The organism is Aminobacter sp. GW821-FHT11F06 (assembly GCF_058808215.1).
The window spans coordinates 145,330-162,272 of the sequence record NZ_JBXARL010000001.1; the positions used below are offsets into that span (position 1 = coordinate 145,330).

Here is a 16,943-nt window from a genome sequence, read left to right on the forward strand (position 1 = left end):
GAAGCCTCGGGGCCGTCGTTCCAATTGTCAGGCGTCCGCAACAACCGTGCAGCGACCGCCACCTCTCAATATTTCGCCGAAACCGCCTTTTTCATGGATCGAATAGACGATTATCGGAATGTTGTTTTCGCGCGCAAGCGCAATCGCGGCCGTGTCCATGATCGACAGGCCTTTTGCGATGACTTCCGCATGCGTAATGCGCTCGAAGCGGGTCGCTTCTGGATCTTTCTTCGGATCGGCCGAGTAGACACCGTCGACCTGGGTGCCCTTGAACAGCGCATCGGCGCCAATCTCGGCAGCACGAAGAGCGGCAGCCGAATCGGTGGTGAAGAACGGGTTGCCGGTGCCACCAGCGAAGATCACCACCTTGCCTGCGTCCATATAGGCGGTCGCTTGGCGCTGCGAGAAGCTTTCGCAAAGCTCAGGCATGGCGATCGCCGATAGCACCACGGCATCGACGCCAAGCTTGACCAGCGATGTGCGCAGCGCCAGCGAGTTGATGACGGTCGCGAGCATGCCCATGTGGTCGCCGGTGACCCTGTCGCCGCCCTTGGAGGCAACTGCCACGCCGCGGAAGATGTTGCCGCCGCCGATGACCACGCCAACCTCGACGCCAAGCGCCCTCGCCTCGGCGATATCAGAAGCAATACGGTCGACCACCGACACGTCGATGCCAAAATGCTGCTCGCCCATCAGGGCTTCACCCGACGCCTTAAGCAGTACACGCCGGTAGAGCGGCTTGGCGGTCATGAGTTCCTCACGGCTGTTGAAAGATCGGGAGTCCCGATACACGAAGGGCGCCGCGATGTCACGCGGCGCCCTTCGGCTATCCTCAGGAAGCGCTTGATGCGGCGCTATTTTTTAGCCCTTGACCGCGGCAGCGACTTCGGCGGCAAAGTCGCTGGCTTCCTTCTCGATGCCTTCGCCGAGCGCGAAGCGCACATAGCCGGAAATCTTGGCCGGAGCACCGATCTGCTTTTCGGCTTCCTTCAGCGCTGCCTCGACGGTGAGGTCGGGGTTGAGCACGAAAGCCTGCTTCAGCAGTACGACTTCCTCGTAGAACTTGCGCATGCGGCCTTCGACCATCTTTTCGATGATGTTTTCCGGCTTGCCCGACTCGCGTGCCTGCTCAGCGAAGATCGCCTTCTCGCGCTCGACAGCCGAAGCGTCGACCTCGTCGGGCGTCAGTGCCAGCGGGTTGGTCGCAGCAACGTGCATGGCGACCTGACGCGCGAAAGCGCGGGCCGCATCGTGGTTGCCGGTCGTTTCGATGGCGACCAGAACGCCGAGCTTGCCGAGATTGTCGGCAACCGCATTGTGGACGTAGCTGGCGACGACACCTTCAGAAACCGAAAGCTTGGCCGAACGGCGGAAGCTCATGTTCTCGCCGATGGTGCCGACGGCATCCTTGATGGTGTCGGTGACAGTCTTGTCCGAGCCCGGATACTTCGCAGCCGCAACCGCTTCGGTATTGCCGTAAGCGAGAGCAACCTTGGCAACGTTGGACACGATTTCCTGGAAGGCCGCGTTGCGGGCAACGAAGTCGGTCTCCGAATTGACTTCGACGACAACGGCTTCGCGCACGCCGGTGTCGACGCCGACCAGGCCCTCGGCCGCGGTGCGGCTGGCCTTCTTGTCAGCCTTGGAGATACCCTTCGTGCGCAGCCAGTCGACCGCAGCTTCCATGTTGCCGCCGGTCTCGTTGAGAGCCGTCTTGCAATCCATCATGCCCGCGCCCGTCAGTTCGCGGAGTTCTTTAACCTGTGCTGCCGAAATGCTCATTGTGGCCTCTTTGCTTCGAAATGCGCGAACGCACCACCGAGGGATCGATGATGCGCCGAACGCCGGCGCTAGCTGCGCCCAATCTTGAAAAGGAAGGCCGGTTGCCCGGCCTTCGCGATTACGCCTGGGGCGTTTCGGTCGTCGGAGCCGGCTCAAGCGCAGGCTCAATCGGAGCTTCGGCCGACGCGCCGATGTCCATGCCGAGCGCGCCCTGCTGGCGGGCGATGCCGTCGATCGCAGCCTTGGCAACCAGATCGCAATAGAGCTGGATGGCGCGGGCAGCGTCGTCATTGCCGGGGATCGGGAAGTCGATCTTGTCTGGGTCGCAGTTGGAATCGATGATCGCAACGACCGGAATGCCAAGACGCTTGGCTTCCAGGATGGCGATGGCTTCCTTGTTGGTGTCGATGACGAACATCAGGTCCGGCGTCGAGCCCATGTCCTTGATGCCGCCGAGAGCCTTGTTCAGCTTCTCGCGCTCGCGCTCGAGGTTCAGGCGCTCCTTCTTGGTGAAGCCCTGGGCTTCGCCAGCGAGCAGCTCGTCGAGCTTGCGCAGGCGCTGGATCGAGTTCGAGATCGTCTTCCAGTTGGTCAGCATGCCGCCGAGCCAACGCGAGTTGACGTAATACTGAGCCGAACGCTGGGCAGCGTCAGCAACGATGTCCGAAGCCTGACGCTTGGTGCCGACGAAGAGAACACGGCCACCGCGCGCAACGGTGTCCGAGACCTGCTTCAGCGCCTGGTGCAGCAGCGGCACGGTCTGGCTGAGGTCGATGATGTGGATGTTGTTGCGGGCGCCATAGATGTAGGGCGCCATCTTCGGGTTCCAGCGGTGGGTCTGGTGGCCGAAGTGAGAACCAGCTTCAAGAAGCTGGCGCATGCTGAAATCAGGCAGTGCCATTCTTTATTTCCTTTTCCGGTTAGCCTCCACGGACCATGACGCTTTTCGCTGAAATGCTCGAAACGCCACCGGGGTGGTCTCAGCCGGATTTCTCCCGGTCAGAAACCAAAGTCCGTGTGTGGAATGCGGCGGCATATAGACGTATTGCCTGGCGAGCGCAACCCCAAGACCGGGCCGACATCGGCCGAAACCGTGGCTTTCTGCGCCTCTGCACCATGACGTGGAACATTCAGGTGGTCTGGGCGCAGGTGCAGGCTCCTGCAACGCGGGTCCTCGATTCTCAAGCCCGAGACATGTTCAGCTGCCGGCTGCCCAACGCGACATCCCTGGCTCTTCCTGCACCGGCTCTTCCACCGGCTTGGGGTCGCGGCGCTTGAAGTTGCGGACGCGTACGCGGCGAAACACCGCCACGATCTCATCGCGGCTGCATTCGACCGCCCCCAGGCGCACGGCCCTGTCTCGCTCGAAGCCGGTAATGTCGTAATGCGGAGCCGACGTCTTGGGTGGCCCCTGATAGGATGACCGCTTCAGCCCGAGCTGGGCTGCAAAGCGGTGCAGCTGATCGGTGTCATCGGCAAGCAGGTGGCACCAGCGATGGCCCACCCACTTCCAGATTGCCGCGTCGACATAGACCGCCACAATTGCCCGCCTACGGCTTGCAATTGCCTTGCGGCGGGGTGGGAAACAGCGCCAGATTGACCAGCTTGCCGGTCATCGAGAAGTCGCCATAGTCCATGACCAGATCGCGCGTCAGGCCGTTTTCGTGCAGCTTGAAGCTGATGCGGTACTCCGGCACTTCTTCGCCGCCGCCCTTGCTCTCATCAAAATAGGCGATGTCGACGGGCCAGTATTTGTCCTTGGCAAGCCCGGCGAGCGCGGGCAACTCAGGATCGGTCTTGGGCACTTCGCTCTTCTTGCCGACGATGACAGTCGTGGTCATCACCTTGTCGGCATCCTCCGAGCCGTCGAACAGGCTGGTCTCATAAAAGGTCTCGCCCTTCTCGGCCTTGTCGATCAGCTCGACAAGATGCTGGGTCGGAAACTGGGTCTTGGCAAGGTCGACCGAACCGGCCTCCGGCTTTTCCAGCGCAACCTTGAGCCCGTTGGCCTCGCGTGTCGCAGTGCCTTTGACCTCGCGATCGAGGTTTTGGTCGACAAAGGATTTTGTCACAAAGGAAAAGGTCTTGCCTTCCCCATCCTCAAAGGTGGTCGTTTGCTGATCGGTCAGCTGCGTCTTCTCAGACGTTGCGATCTGGGTCACGAAACGGAATTTTACCGTGTAGCCCTCGCAAGCGGAGCCATTGAACTCATAAACCATGCGGCCGGAAAGGCCGGTGATTCCAGACCGGTCCGAAGCCTGGTCGAGCACCAGATCGTAGACAGCGCGGTGAGGTGCAAGCACCGGTGCAGCAAATGCCGGCGCCAAGGGCAGCACCGAGGTGGACAGGGTAGCAAGAAGGACAAGGCGCGTTGCGCGCATACACTGGCTCCGATCGGCGCGGCCACGACAGGCCGCCTTGAATGATGGTCCACCTTAAAAAAAGTCATGGCGGAAGCGAGGCAAACATAGCACTTTCGGCGCGACCTCACCTGCCACCCGAGACTCAGAGATAAGGAAAGACGATGGGCGAAACAATCGAAAAGCGGTTAAGCGATCTTGGCGTCACCCTGCCCGCAGCTGCTGCCCCTGCCGCCAACTACGTGCCGTTCATGGCAAGCGGCAGTCTCGTCTTCACTGCGGGGCAGCTGCCGCTCAAGGACGGCAAGCTCATCGCCACCGGCCTGCTTGGCCGCGATGTCGACGTTGCTGGCGGCAAGGAAGCGGCCAAGCAGTGCGCCATCAATATCCTGGCCCAGGCCAAGGCGGCACTTGGCGACCTCGAAAAGATCCGGCGCATCGTCAAGATCAGTGTCTTCGTTGCCTCATCGCCAGATTTCACCGAGCAGCACCTCGTCGCCAACGGGGCATCGGACTTCCTGGTCGCGGCCCTTGGCGAACGTGGCAAACATGCGCGCTCGGCCGTCGGCGTCGCTTCGCTGCCACTGAACGCGGCTGTCGAGATCGAAGCCATCATCGAAACCGAGTGAGCCTCCGTCCATGACCGATCTTTCGTGGCTGACCGCCCGTCCCATTGCCCATCGCGGCCTGCATGACCTCAACAAGACCTGCTGGGAAAACACGCTTTCGGCGTTCGAAAGGGCAGCTCAGCGCGGCTACGCCATCGAATGCGACGTGCATTTGAGCGCCGATGGCAATGTCGTCGTCTTCCACGATGATGTGCTGAAGCGGCTGACCGGCACGGATGGCTACATCTGGCAGCGCACGGCAGGCGAACTCGCAGCCCTTCGGATTGGCGGCACCACCGATCATGTGCCGACGCTTGCCGAATTGCTCAAGCTCGTCGATGGCCGCGTGCCACTGGTGATTGAACTCAAGGGCATTCCCGGCCACGATGCCGGCCTCGTCGCCAAGGTTGGCGAAGTGCTCAAGGACTACAAGGGCAAGGTGGCGATCATGTCCTTCGACCACTGGCTGATCCGAGACGTCGCCAAATATGTACCCGGCGTTCCTGCCGGCCTGACCGCGTGGGGCGACCAGGATCACGAGCTGGAGGCACATTTCTCCATGCTCGCGCACGGCATTTCCTTCGTCTCCTATAGCGTGACGCATCTGCCGAACCGCTTCATCAGCTTCGTGCGCGAAAAGCTCGCCATGCCCGTCATCACCTGGACTGTGCGCGACCAGGACGCCGTGAAGCGGACCTTCGCCCATGGCGACCAGATGACGTTCGAGGGATTCGACCCAGATGCGACGCCGGTGGCGTGAGACCTTGCAACGCTGGTTTTCGAGCGTAAGTAACAACCTATGAGCACTGCGAGCGAAGCCGGGGCGAAGATGGCGGATGGCGATTACGCCGTCCGCGTCGTCTCAAGCATCAGCGAATTCGACCGCAACGAATGGAACATGCTTGCCGGCGCTTCAAAGGGCGCGCAAGGAACGCCTTACAACCCATTTATTTCCTTCGATTTTCTATCCATCCTGGAAGAGTCCGGCTGCGCCGTGCGCAAGACCGGCTGGCAGGGGCACCACCTCAGGCTTGAGGCAGCGGACGGCACCTTCCTTGGCGCTCTTCCCTGTTACGCCAAGTCGCACAGCCAGGGCGAATATGTCTTCGACCATGGCTGGGCCGACGCCTTCGAACGCGCCGGCGGGCGTTATTATCCCAAGCTGCAATGCGCGGTCCCGTTCACTCCGGCCACCGGCCCTCGCCTGCTGACAACCGGCGGCGCCGATTCTGACAGGGTTAAATCGGCCCTGTCGACAGCGCTCAGAAGCGTCGCGGAGGGTGTGGGCGTTTCATCGGCGCATGTGACCTTCGCCGAGGCAGACGAGGTCGACATTCTCGAGGCCACCGGTTTCCTGCGCCGTACCGACCAGCAGTTCCACTTCTTCAATGAAGGCTTTGGCAACTATGACGATTTTCTCGCCACCTTGGCGTCGCGCAAACGCAAGGCGCTGAAGAAAGAGCGGCGCGAGGCTCTGGCCGACGACATTTCGATCGAGCGCTTGACCGGCATGGACATCACCGAAGCGCATTGGGACGACTTTTTCGCCTTCTACGTGGACACTGGCGGCCGCAAATGGGGCCGCCCCTACCTCAACCGCAAGTTCTTCTCGCTGATCGGCGAACGCATGGCCGATGACGTGCTGCTGGTCATGGCCAGGCGCGGCGGCCGCTACATCGCGGGCGCCATCAACTTCATCGGCTCCGATACGCTCTACGGCCGCAACTGGGGCTGCATCGAGGACCACCCCTTCCTGCATTTCGAGGTCTGCTACCATCAGGCCATCGACTTCGCCATCGAACGCAAGCTGAGGGTTGTCGAGGCCGGCGCACAGGGCGAACACAAGCTGGCGCGCGGCTACAGGCCAGTTACCACCCAATCGGCGCACTATATCGTCCATCCCGGACTTCGTCGCGCGATCGCCGAATATCTGGAACGCGAGCGGCGGGAAGTCGCTGAGATAGGCGAATATCTCGAAGATCACGGCCCGTTCCGCCGCGACTGATCGGCCCTCAGTGCGCGACCGACTTCGAAAACAGATTGATGACGATGACGCCAGCCATGATCAGGCCAATGCCGAACAACGCCGGCAGGTCGAGCGACTGGCGGAACCAGACCCAGGCAATCGCCGTGATGAAGACGATGCCCGCACCCGACCACAACGCATAAACGATGCCTACGGGCATCGCTTTCAACACCAATGACAGGAAATAGAAGGCGGCGGCGTAACCTGCGACGGTGACGAGCGACGGCAGCAGCTTTGTAAACCCGTGTGTTTCCTTGAGCGCCGAAGTGGCGACGACCTCAAATGCCACCGCAATAATCAGATAGATATAGGTCAACTCAGCTCCTCTCGGCCCCTCGCGGCTTGACGTCCGCGGCACCAGCGCCGAAACATCGACCACGAAACCGCAGCAAACGGGATAGGCCATGGCGAGCACCGCGTACGATCCAAACAACATCTTTGCCAAGATCCTGCGTGGCGAAATCCCCTCGCACCGGGTTTATGAAGACGATGCGGTCGTGGCTTTCATGGACGTCATGCCGCAAGGCACGGGCCACACACTTGTCGTGCCCAAGGCACCGTCGCGCAACCTGCTCGATGCGGACCCTGCAACGCTTGGTCAACTCACCGTTGCCGTCCAGAAGCTGGCCAAGGCGGTCAAGGCCGCTTTTGCTTCCGACGGCGTGACGGTGATGCAGTTCAACGAACCCGCATCCGGACAGACTGTCTACCACCTGCACGTCCACGTCATCCCGCGCTTCGAAGGCGTGCCGCTCCGGCCCCATACAGGCGAGATGGAAAAGCCCGACGTGCTGGCGGCGAACGCGGAGAAGATCAGGGCGGCGCTGAAGGCCTGAACATCGAAACCACAGACCGCTTTTAGATAGCCGCGTCCACCCGCGCTGCGGTCGCTGGCACCAGTGTCACCATCTTAGCCGCTAGGTCGAAAACCACATCCCTGCCAGCAGAAACACTTCGGCCACGATAATGCCGACCAGTATCTTTCGCCCGAGGCATAGGTAGGCAAGAAAGCCGCAGGCGGCGGCGCCGATGCGCAGGGCAAGTGCCGTGTCGGCAAGCGCTCCGCTGGGAAACACGATCAGATTGCCGATGACGGCGGCGACGAGTGCGGTGGCGAGCGCGCGTACCAGAACCAACAGGTCCGAGTCTTCGGAGATGCGGTCGCCAAGATAGACGCCGAGAAAACGCCAGGCATCGGTCGCGAGCCAACCGCCAACAAGGATGAACAGGAACGGCCACCACCAGCTATCGATCGCGTCGAAGGTCATGCCGCCACCTTTCGACGCGACAGGCGGTGGAAGGCGAAGGCTGCGCCGCCGCCGATGAGCCCCGCGCCCAGCAGGTCGAAGCCAGGCACGACAAGGTGGAGCAGCGGGCCAAGTATGAGCCCCAGGACCATCGCCACGTGCCCTGCCCGCTCGCGCGCAGAACCCCAGAGCGAGGTCAGGAAATACATCGGCGTGAGCAAGAAGAGTGCGGCCGAAACCGCTGGCGGCAGGCTGTCGGCGACGAGATAGACGACGGCTGTTACGCCCATATTGAACAGCACAAGCGTCGAACCGAGACCGGCATAATAGCTCGTGCGCAGCTCGCGCGGGATGCCGCGCAACCGCTCCATGGCCAGCACCCAGGAGGTGACGGCAACGAAATGGGAGAGGAAATAAAGCACCCAGCGTGGCGTTTTCGGTCCGCGCAGCTCGGGCACAAGCGCCACAACCATCGGCGTCAGCCGGATCGACGACAACGCCACCGCAAAGGCTGCCGCAGGCAGCGAAGCGCCCGACAGGATTGCGCCGATCAGTACGACCTTGGCCGGCAGCGCCCAGACCATGCCGACCATGAAGACTGTCTGCGCGAGCGTCAGCCCCGCTTCCTTGGCAAGCCCGGCAAAGCCGATGAAGGCACTGGCAAGGATCAAGCCCGGGACGGAGAAAGCGGCGCGAGCGCCGCGCAGATACCACAGGCGGCGCGTGGACAGGCTCGGCATTGAAGATGCGTCGTCAGCAAGCATTTCCGACGCGCATAGCATGGGCTCCCAGCCAAGTCAGCGCTTCTGTCTTGTGGCGCAACAGACTTTCGCGCGTGACCACCGCCTCGTGCCATCGCAAATCATGCCGACGACCGGACAAGCCGGCATTTTTGCGGTTTACCCACGGTGAATGTGCAGGTACGCGTTCATGTGGGACGCGAGGAACAGTCACATCATGACAGGTGCATTTCTGCTCGTTTTGCAGGCGCTGATCTACTTCGCGACGATGGCGGCGGTGTTCCATTCTCGCCACAGATTCGGCATCGGAATTTTCTTGTGCGTGCTTGGAGTGATGCACTTCCTGGAGACCTACCTGGCTGCGGTTTTCTTTGTCCAGCTGCCCTTCGGGCTGATCTCGCCCGGCTCGACGGTGATGTTTTCGGGCAAGCTGATGATGTTTTTGCTGCTCTATATCAAGGAGGACGCCGAGACAGTCCGCCAGCCAATCTACGGGCTCCTGATCGGCAATTGCCTGATGGTGGCTCTGGCCTTGATCCTGCGCCTGTACGGAGATGTCGCGGAATTGCCCGGCTACCGGCCGGACCTGAGCTTTCTCGACGACATGGGCGTGCTGATGGTCTGGGGCACGGCCCTGCTTTTCCTGGACAGCATCGCGCTCATCCTGATTTACGAAAAGCTCGGGCAGCGCATCGCCAACACGCTGTTCAAGCGCATTTTCCTCAGTGCAGCGCTCGTGCTCACCTTCGACCAGCTGATGTTCTTCGTCGGGCTTCACCTCGTATCGGGCGTACCGTTCAGCGCGCTTTACGGCGGCTGGATCGCCAAGATGGGCGCTGCCGCACTCTATAGTACGATGCTCGTCATCTACCTCCGCTTTGTCGAAACAAGGCCAGCACTCGCAGGCCCCGAGCCATTGCTCAGGGTCTTCGACCGGCTGACGTTCCGCCACCGCTACGAGGACCTGCTGGAGAAAACCGGCAAGGATATGCTGACAGGCACGAGCGACCGCGGCCAGTTCGAGACGGTGGCACAGTCGCTGATCGACAGGGCACTGGCAGACCGCAAGCCGGTAAGCCTGCTGATGATCGACATCGATCATTTCAAGAGTATCAACGACCAGTACGGCCATGTGACGGGAGACAAGGTGCTCAAGGATGTCGCGCGCTCGCTGGCCAGTTCGCTGCGCAGCGGCGACCGCCTGTTCCGCTACGGTGGCGAAGAGTTTGCCGCCATATGCCAGGACTTGACCGCGGGCGACGCGGCAGTCCTCGCCGAACGTCTTCGCGCCGCGGTCGAAGCCACGGACCTTGCCGAACCCGGCATGCAGGCCACCGTCAGCATCGGCGTGACCACAGCAGAAAGCGGACCGATATCGGCCGAACAGATGATCAGGGATGCGGATAGCTGGCTCTATCGGGCCAAACGGCTGGGCCGAAACCGCGTCGAGAGTTCGATCCTCGCCTGAGCCCCAAACTGCGGGCAAAAAAGAAGCCCCGTTTCCGGGGCTTCTTTGTCTTGAAATCAACCCTTGCGGGGAAGTTGCGGGACCAGGCTGCGCTTGCCGCCGTCCTTGCCCTTGGTATCGGGCTTGGGCTTCGAAGCCACGATCTTCTTGGCGACCGGCTTCTTGGCTGCCTTCTTTGGACGGTCGGCCGGGTCTTCCTTCTTCGGCTTGACCGGCACTTCGTCGGCAAGTGTCTCGAGCTTAAGGCCGGTCTCGCCGGTTTCCTTCTTCTCGACGGTGACACGCACAGTGCCGCCCTTCCTGAGTTTTCCGAACAGCACCTCGTCGGCCAATGGCTTTTTGATGTGCTCCTGGATGACGCGACCGAGCGGGCGCGCGCCCATGCGTTCGTCGTAACCCTTTTCGGCGAGCCAGGCGATGGCGTCCGGCGACAGGTCGAAGGTCACGCCACGTTCCGAAAGCTGCGCTTCCAGCTGCATGACGAATTTCTGCACGACCTGATGCACGACCGGCACCGGCAGCGAACCGAACGGGATAATGGCATCGAGACGGTTGCGGAACTCCGGCGTGAACAGCCGGTTGATCGCCTCGACATCGTCGCCTTCGCGCTTGGTCGACCCGAACCCGATCGCCGCGCGCTGCGCGTCCGACGCGCCTGCATTGGTGGTCATGATCAGGATGACATTGCGGAAGTCGATCTGCTTGCCATTGTGATCGGTCAGCTTGCCATGGTCCATGACCTGCAACAGGATGTTGAACAGGTCGGGATGGGCCTTTTCGACCTCGTCGAGCAGCAGCACGCAATGCGGATGCTGGTCGACGCCGTCGGTCAGCAGACCGCCCTGGTCGAAGCCGACATAGCCGGGAGGCGCGCCGATCAGGCGGCTGACCGTGTGACGCTCCATATATTCCGACATGTCGAAGCGGATCAACTCGACGCCGAGCGACAAGGCCAGTTGCTTTGCCACTTCGGTCTTGCCGACACCGGTCGGACCCGAGAACAGGTAGGAGCCGATCGGCTTTTCCGGTTCGCGCAGGCCGGCACGCGCCAGCTTGATCGCCGACGTCAGGGCAGTGATCGCCGTGTCCTGACCATAGACGACACGCTGCAGTTCGACCTCGAGGCCGGCCAGCACCTTTTCGTCGTCGGCGGAGACGGTCTTCGGCGGGATACGCGCCATGGTGGCAATCGTCGCTTCGATCTCCTTGATGCCGATGGTCTTCTTGCGCTTGTTTTCGGGCAGCAGCATCTGCGAGGCACCCGTTTCGTCGATCACGTCGATCGCCTTGTCGGGCAGCTTGCGGTCGTTGATGTAGCGCGCCGAAAGCTCGACCGCGGCCTTGATCGCCTCGTTGGTGAACTTCACCTTGTGGAAGTCCTCATAATAGGGCTTGAGGCCCTTCATGATCTCGATGGCGTCGTCGATGGTCGGCTCGTTGACGTCGATCTTCTGGAAACGACGCACGAGCGCCCTGTCCTTCTCGAAGAACTGGCGGAACTCCTTGTAAGTGGTCGAGCCGATGCAGCGGATGGCACCCGACGACAGCGCCGGCTTGAGCAGGTTGGACGCATCCATCGCGCCGCCCGACGTCGCGCCAGCGCCGATCACCGTGTGGATCTCGTCGATGAACAAGACGGCCCCCGGATACTCCTCGAGCTCCTTGACGACCTGCTTCAACCGCTCCTCGAAGTCGCCGCGATAGCGCGTGCCGGCAAGCAGCGTGCCCATGTCGAGCGCGAAGATGGTGGCATCCAGAAGCACCTCGGGCACATCGCCTTCGACAATGCGCTTGGCCAGGCCTTCGGCAATCGCCGTCTTGCCCACGCCGGGATCGCCGACATAGAGCGGATTGTTCTTGGAACGGCGGCACAGCACCTGGATGGTGCGGTTGATCTCGGGCTCGCGGCCGATCAGCGGATCGATCTTGCCGGCGCGGGCCTTGACGTTGAGGTTGACGCAGTAGGCCGTGAGCGCGTCCTGCTGCTTCTTGTTCTTGCCGCTGTCTTCGCCCGCTTCGCCGTTCGGCCCATGCTGCTCCTCATCCGCACCGCGGGGGGCGCGGCTTTCGGTGGCGCCTGGACGCTTGGCGATGCCATGGGAAATGTAGTTGACCGCGTCGTAACGGGTCATCTGCTGTTCCTGCAGGAAATAAGCGGCATGGCTCTCGCGCTCGGCGAAGATCGCGACGAGCACGTTGGCACCGGACACTTCCTCGCGTCCTGACGACTGCACATGGATCACGGCGCGCTGGATAACGCGCTGGAAACCCGCCGTTGGCTTGGAATCCTCGTCGTAACCGGTGACGAGGTTGTCGAGCTCGGTATCGATATAGGTGAGCACGGTCTGCTTGAGATCGTCGAGATCGACGTTGCAGGCGCGCATGACAGCCGCCGCCTCATTGTCGTCGATGAGGGCGAGCAGCAGATGTTCGAGCGTTGCATATTCATGGTGACGCTCATTGGCGAGCGTCAGCGCCTGATGCAGCGCCTTTTCGAGGCCTTGGGAGAAAGCCGGCATTCAATACCTCACTTCTTCTCCATCACGCATTGCAGCGGATGCTGGTTCTGTCTGGCAAAATCCATGACCTGAGACACCTTAGTCTCAGCCACTTCGAAGGTGTAGATGCCGCATTCGCCGACGCCATGATTATGAACGTGCAGCATGATGCGGGTAGCGGCCTCCCTGTCCTTCTGGAAGAAGCGTTCGAGCACATGCACGACGAATTCCATCGGGGTGTAGTCGTCATTGAGGATGAGCACCCGGTAGAGGCTCGGCCGCTTGGTTTTGGTCTTCGTACGGGTAATGACGGCGGTGCCACGGCCTGGACCGTTGCCTCCCTCGTCACCGTTTTGCATCCGCGCCACATCAAGCTTCGTGGCATCCAAGCCGGTCGTCAATCTGGTTCTGCCCTTCATCATTTCCGACACACTTCGACATGTAGGTGTCATGCGACGGATTTTAAGCCCTTCTCACGTGCTGACAATACGGTGAGCAGGGTAGCAAGGCCCGATTTGCCATAAACGTGAAGCGCTTATGCAAAGAAAAACAAAAAACCCGGCTGCGCGGGCGCAACCGGGTCTCATTCCGCGGGTCTTTCGACCCAGCCCCGAGAAATCGGGGATCAGCCTGTCACTTCGCCTTGGCGACGAGCGACTCAAAAGGCTTGTAGGCGTCCTTGGCCAGCTCCGCGTAAAGCTCACCGAGCTTGGTCGCTTCGGCGACAAAACCCTCATAGGCCTGCTTGGCGTAGTCGGTCTGAATTTCGACGGCCTTTTCGAGCGACTTGACGCCGAGCAATTTCTCGAAGGTGGCAGCGCCGGTCTCGAAGGTCTTCTTGGTGTAGTCGGTCGTCTCGGTGGCGATCGCCTGGGCACCCTTGGAGAGCGAGGCGTAGCTCTTCAGGCCATTGTCGACGAATTCCTTGCCGTATTTGCTGAAATCTTCATAGGTCTGGGTCATCGCTACATCCTTTCGGGTTGGGAGCGCTGCGCTATGCGATTGTGCGATGCAGCCTAGATATTGTGCAGCGCACAAGATGTCAACTGACCCAGCGTCATTCCGCGCCGCCCGAGGCAACCGCCCACTTCGATAAAGTTAGACTAAAGCCCGAGCAAAAGTGTGAACGAGCCGGTTACCATAAACTTATTGGTAACGCTGTGACCCTACTGTGCAACGACACGGGGCAGGAACCTTTGCCGCCCTCATCAACAATAATTCAAGGGTGTAACAGTGCGTCAAGCGTTGCCGGGCAAAGTCCTAAAGTCGGCTATCTCCATCAAATCCTTCATGGTTTTCACTCTCGCCGCAGCCATCGGCCTGTCATCGGCCGCCCCTACTTTGGCGGCGAAAGACAGCAGATACGCGGCCATCGTCATCGATGCGAACACCGGCGAGACGCTGCATTCGTCGAACGCCGATTCCAGGCGTTATCCGGCGTCGCTGACCAAGATGATGACCCTTTATTTGACCTTCGAGGCACTGGCCAAAGGCCGGATTCAGAAGGACTCCAAGGTCGTCTTCTCCCAGAATGCCGCCGCTGAGCCGCCGACCAAGATTGGCGTGAAAGCAGGTGGATCGATCACGGTCGAGGCCGCAATCCTGTCGCTCATCACGCGTTCAGCAAACGATTCCGCGACCGCGCTCGGTGAAATGATCGGCGGCTCGGAAGCCGATTTCGCCCGCATGATGACCGCCAAGGCGCGCAGCCTCGGCATGAAGGGCACCGTCTTCCGCAACGCCAACGGCCTGCCCAACACCGCCCAGTTCACCACCGCGCGCGACATGGCCAAGCTCGGCATCGCGTTGCGCGAGCATTTCCCGCAGTATTACGGCTACTTCTCGACCCGCAGCTTCGCCTTCGGCCGTCAGCGGATCGCCAACCACAACCGTCTGCTCGGCCGCATCAAGGGCGTCGACGGCATCAAGACCGGCTACACCCGCGCTTCGGGCTTCAACCTCGTTTCGTCGGTGCAGGACGGCAATCGCCGTGTCGTCGCCGTGGTTTTGGGTGGAACCAGCGGTGCGAGCCGCGACAATCAGATGGCCGAACTGCTCAAGACCTACATGCCGCAGGCTTCCAAGCGCGGCGGTGGCGACCTGATCGCCAAGACCGACACCCCAATGCCGACGGCCACCCTGGCGAAGGCCGCACTGCCCAAGCACAATGCGCCGACGCCTGACATCCGCCCCGTGGCGGAAGAAATCGAAGTCGCCGATGCCTCGGCGGATGAAGCCGTGACATCAGACGAAGACGTTGAGGCAGTTGCAGTGCCCGCCAAGAAGCCGGTCATCGCCCTTGCCGCGCAGCCGAAGATCGCCATGGCCTCGGTCGAGCGTTTTGGCGGCAAGATTCCTTTCCAGATCCGCAAGGGCAAGGATCGCGCGCCAACCTCCTCCGACGCTGGCGCTGAACAGGCATATGCCGCGCCGGCTCCGGCCGTCGCAGCTCTCGACCAGATGAAGACGGCGTCGCTTCCTTCCGGCTGGGCCATTCAAGTCGCTTCCTCGCCGAGCGAAGGTGAAGCCCGCGCCCTGCTCGACAAGACCGCCAAGCAGGTGCCGACGGTTCTCGCCGACGCCTCCGGCTTCACTGTGCCCTTCGAAAAGGGCGGCGTCACCTACTTCCGCGCCCGCTTTGCCGGCTTTGATTCCAAGGACTCTGCCTGGAATGCCTGCAACGCGCTCAAGAAGAAGAAAATCGCCTGCTACGCCATCGCGCAGTAGGCGCCTTGCCACCTCCTGGAAAAGTGCTGTGTCGAAGGAGAGTTTAATGATGATCGGAGAGAAGGACGTCCTTGGCTTCGTTGATCCTCGCCGCGAGGAAAGACGAGCCTCCGAGGTCGGGATGCAGGCGCTGAATCAGTCGTCGATGCGCCTTGCGGACGTCCGCCGCGGCGGCCCCCGCTTCAAGACCAAGGACCTTGTAGGCCTCCTCCTTAGTCATGGCGCCAGAACTTGGCGCAACACGCTGCCCGTTGTCACGGTCAGGTTGCGCGTCTTCTCGCCAGACGGGAAAACGGCCGTCAAGATAGGTCTCAAGTAGCTGACGGCTTTCCGGGTCACTGGAAAGCTCCAGATAAAGTGCCTTCAGCTCGGTAAGCCCGAGCGAGGCCAGCGACTTGCCTTCCTGGCGGCCAGCCAGGACAAATCCCTGCAAGCCGCCGCTGTCGTGATCCAGCTCCATTTCGAGAGCAGCGGTGCGAACCGTCGACCGCCTTCCTGGCGTCTTGCTGGCCCAGCCGCCCCTTTTGCTCGCCGCATACCAGGCCAAAGCAGCCGAGATCAGGCCGCCACTGACAGCCACTCGACCCAACAGCAGCAGTATCAGGCCGACAAAGCCTAACGTCAGGGGACCCGCGATCTTCAGGGCACTGGCAAGCTGGGAAGCGTCGGCGCGCAGGAAAGCGGTGACAGCCAAAGCCGAAAGAAGCAGGACCGCTGCGATGGCGGCGAAAATGGTCATGGCGCCTTGCCGCTCCTCAGATGCTCGATCATCAAGATGTCTTCCGGACGGCCCCTCGCCTCCAGCGCCTTGATGCCGCCGGTGGCAAACACGGCAACCGCCGACAGCAGCCTGGACAAGGTGGAGGCTGCCTTGCGGTCGAAGCGGAACCATGCGCCCTTGGACAGCCGCGCGATCTCCTTGAAGGCACGCTCGGCGCCTGCGTCATGGCCTTCCTGGAAAACGAAAGCCGGAACACCGAGCAAGCCGAGCTTGCCGGCCTTCTCGGCCAGCTCGTCGATGTTTTCTTCCATCGCGTCGCCGATATAGACCACCGCGTCGACCTTGGTTGCAGCGGTTTCCTTGAGCGCGTGCGCCAGCACCTTGCCGACCTGCGTCTGGCCGCTGCGGCACTGGATGGATGTCATCAACTGCTTGAGGGAGCCAGTCTCGGCGACGAATTTCGACGCGCGGCATTCGCCCAAGCCCCGGAAATAGACAAGTTGCACGTTCAGCCGTCCGGTCTTGCCGGCGGCGTCGAACATCTGGCCCTGGACCTCGCAGGCGAGGTCCCATGTCGGCTGCCGGCTCATCGTGGCATCGAGCGCCAGAATCAGGCGGCCATTGGCCTTGCTCGTGGCAAGCGCCCGTGCCTGGCGCACGAAAGCATCTATGGCAGCAGAATCCGAACGGCGCTCGGCCGGCGGACGATTTGCTGCGGTACCCGGGGGCTTGTTGTCGTCGCTCATCGACAATCAAGATGTGGCGG

General features: G+C 61.5%; 18 protein-coding genes and 1 pseudogene. 6 read left to right on the forward strand and 13 right to left on the reverse strand.

The window, feature by feature from the left end:
• Positions 1-27 precede the first annotated feature (27 nt).
• The 5 genes and pseudogenes from pyrH to AC1RTB_RS00720 all read right to left on the reverse strand — a co-directional run bounded on the left by pyrH (position 28) and on the right by AC1RTB_RS00720 (position 4,163).
• Complete coding sequence (gene pyrH / locus AC1RTB_RS00700; RefSeq protein WP_492877047.1) at positions 28-750, reverse strand: UMP kinase; 723 nt, start codon at positions 748-750, stop codon at positions 28-30.
• 111 nt (positions 751-861) lie between these two features.
• Entirely contained in the window at positions 862-1,782 is a 921-nt protein-coding gene (gene tsf / locus AC1RTB_RS00705; RefSeq protein ID WP_492877045.1) for a translation elongation factor Ts, read from the reverse strand.
• 118 nt (positions 1,783-1,900) lie between these two features.
• Positions 1,901-2,683, reverse strand: a complete 783-nt coding sequence (gene rpsB, locus AC1RTB_RS00710) for a 30S ribosomal protein S2 (RefSeq protein WP_492877043.1) — start codon at positions 2,681-2,683, stop codon at positions 1,901-1,903.
• Positions 2,684-3,049: 366 nt separating this feature from the next.
• A pseudogene (locus AC1RTB_RS00715) lies at positions 3,050-3,322 on the reverse strand (DUF4031 domain-containing protein); the annotation flags it as partial.
• A 10-nt stretch (positions 3,323-3,332) separates the two neighbouring features.
• Positions 3,333-4,163 (reverse strand): cell envelope integrity EipB family protein, encoded by an 831-nt coding sequence (locus AC1RTB_RS00720; protein WP_492877042.1) that lies wholly within the window; start codon positions 4,161-4,163, stop codon positions 3,333-3,335.
• Positions 4,164-4,306: 143 nt separating this feature from the next.
• Between AC1RTB_RS00720 and AC1RTB_RS00725 the strand changes: the two genes are divergently transcribed.
• The 3 genes from AC1RTB_RS00725 to AC1RTB_RS00735 are packed head-to-tail and all read left to right on the forward strand — an operon-like array spanning position 4,307 to position 6,755.
• On the forward strand, positions 4,307-4,771 hold the full coding sequence (locus tag AC1RTB_RS00725; protein WP_492877040.1) for a RidA family protein: 465 nt from the start codon (positions 4,307-4,309) through the stop codon (positions 4,769-4,771).
• A 10-nt stretch (positions 4,772-4,781) separates the two neighbouring features.
• Complete coding sequence (locus AC1RTB_RS00730) at positions 4,782-5,510, forward strand: glycerophosphodiester phosphodiesterase (RefSeq protein ID WP_492877038.1); 729 nt, start codon at positions 4,782-4,784, stop codon at positions 5,508-5,510.
• 39 nt (positions 5,511-5,549) lie between these two features.
• Positions 5,550-6,755, forward strand: a complete 1,206-nt coding sequence (locus AC1RTB_RS00735; protein WP_492877036.1) for a GNAT family N-acetyltransferase — start codon at positions 5,550-5,552, stop codon at positions 6,753-6,755.
• A gap of 7 nt (positions 6,756-6,762) precedes the next feature.
• Here AC1RTB_RS00735 and AC1RTB_RS00740 read toward each other — a convergent pair whose 3' ends face one another.
• Positions 6,763-7,092 (reverse strand): DMT family transporter, encoded by a 330-nt coding sequence (locus tag AC1RTB_RS00740; RefSeq protein WP_492877313.1) that lies wholly within the window; start codon positions 7,090-7,092, stop codon positions 6,763-6,765.
• A gap of 88 nt (positions 7,093-7,180) precedes the next feature.
• Here AC1RTB_RS00740 and AC1RTB_RS00745 point away from each other — a divergent pair, with 88 nt between their 5' ends.
• Positions 7,181-7,612, forward strand: coding sequence for an HIT family protein (locus AC1RTB_RS00745; protein WP_492877034.1), 432 nt, complete (start codon positions 7,181-7,183; stop codon positions 7,610-7,612).
• A gap of 81 nt (positions 7,613-7,693) precedes the next feature.
• Here AC1RTB_RS00745 and AC1RTB_RS00750 read toward each other — a convergent pair whose 3' ends face one another.
• Both AC1RTB_RS00750 and AC1RTB_RS00755 read right to left on the reverse strand, forming a co-directional pair.
• On the reverse strand, positions 7,694-8,044 hold the full coding sequence (locus AC1RTB_RS00750) for an AzlD domain-containing protein (RefSeq protein WP_492877032.1): 351 nt from the start codon (positions 8,042-8,044) through the stop codon (positions 7,694-7,696).
• The gene (locus AC1RTB_RS00755) at positions 8,041-8,763 is read right to left on the reverse strand and encodes an AzlC family ABC transporter permease (protein ID WP_492877030.1); all 723 of its coding nucleotides are present in this window, start codon (positions 8,761-8,763) and stop codon (positions 8,041-8,043) included. The genes AC1RTB_RS00750 and AC1RTB_RS00755 overlap by 4 nt, the downstream gene beginning before the upstream one ends.
• A 217-nt stretch (positions 8,764-8,980) precedes the next feature.
• Between AC1RTB_RS00755 and AC1RTB_RS00760 the strand changes: the two genes are divergently transcribed.
• Positions 8,981-10,231, forward strand: coding sequence for a GGDEF domain-containing protein (locus AC1RTB_RS00760; protein WP_492877028.1), 1,251 nt, complete (start codon positions 8,981-8,983; stop codon positions 10,229-10,231).
• A gap of 56 nt (positions 10,232-10,287) precedes the next feature.
• Here AC1RTB_RS00760 and clpA read toward each other — a convergent pair whose 3' ends face one another.
• From clpA to AC1RTB_RS00775, 3 genes are all read right to left on the reverse strand, one after another.
• Positions 10,288-12,750: an ATP-dependent Clp protease ATP-binding subunit ClpA gene (clpA, locus tag AC1RTB_RS00765; RefSeq protein WP_492877027.1), complete on the reverse strand. Its 2,463-nt coding sequence runs from the start codon at positions 12,748-12,750 to the stop codon at positions 10,288-10,290.
• Positions 12,751-12,758: 8 nt separating this feature from the next.
• The gene (clpS, locus tag AC1RTB_RS00770; RefSeq protein ID WP_055977693.1) at positions 12,759-13,088 is read right to left on the reverse strand and encodes an ATP-dependent Clp protease adapter ClpS; all 330 of its coding nucleotides are present in this window, start codon (positions 13,086-13,088) and stop codon (positions 12,759-12,761) included.
• 274 nt (positions 13,089-13,362) lie between these two features.
• Complete coding sequence (locus AC1RTB_RS00775; RefSeq protein ID WP_476784902.1) at positions 13,363-13,692, reverse strand: phasin family protein; 330 nt, start codon at positions 13,690-13,692, stop codon at positions 13,363-13,365.
• A 327-nt stretch (positions 13,693-14,019) separates the two neighbouring features.
• Between AC1RTB_RS00775 and AC1RTB_RS00780 the strand changes: the two genes are divergently transcribed.
• Positions 14,020-15,456, forward strand: a complete 1,437-nt coding sequence (locus tag AC1RTB_RS00780) for a D-alanyl-D-alanine carboxypeptidase (RefSeq protein WP_492877026.1) — start codon at positions 14,020-14,022, stop codon at positions 15,454-15,456.
• A 43-nt stretch (positions 15,457-15,499) separates the two neighbouring features.
• On the opposite strand, the gene AC1RTB_RS00785 is transcribed toward AC1RTB_RS00780, so the two are convergent.
• Positions 15,500-16,195: a DnaJ domain-containing protein gene (locus tag AC1RTB_RS00785; protein WP_492877024.1), complete on the reverse strand. Its 696-nt coding sequence runs from the start codon at positions 16,193-16,195 to the stop codon at positions 15,500-15,502.
• The gene (locus AC1RTB_RS00790) at positions 16,192-16,923 is read right to left on the reverse strand and encodes a VWA domain-containing protein (RefSeq protein WP_492877022.1); all 732 of its coding nucleotides are present in this window, start codon (positions 16,921-16,923) and stop codon (positions 16,192-16,194) included. Before AC1RTB_RS00790 ends, AC1RTB_RS00785 begins: the two co-directional genes overlap by 4 nt.
• Positions 16,924-16,943: the final 20 nt, after the last annotated feature.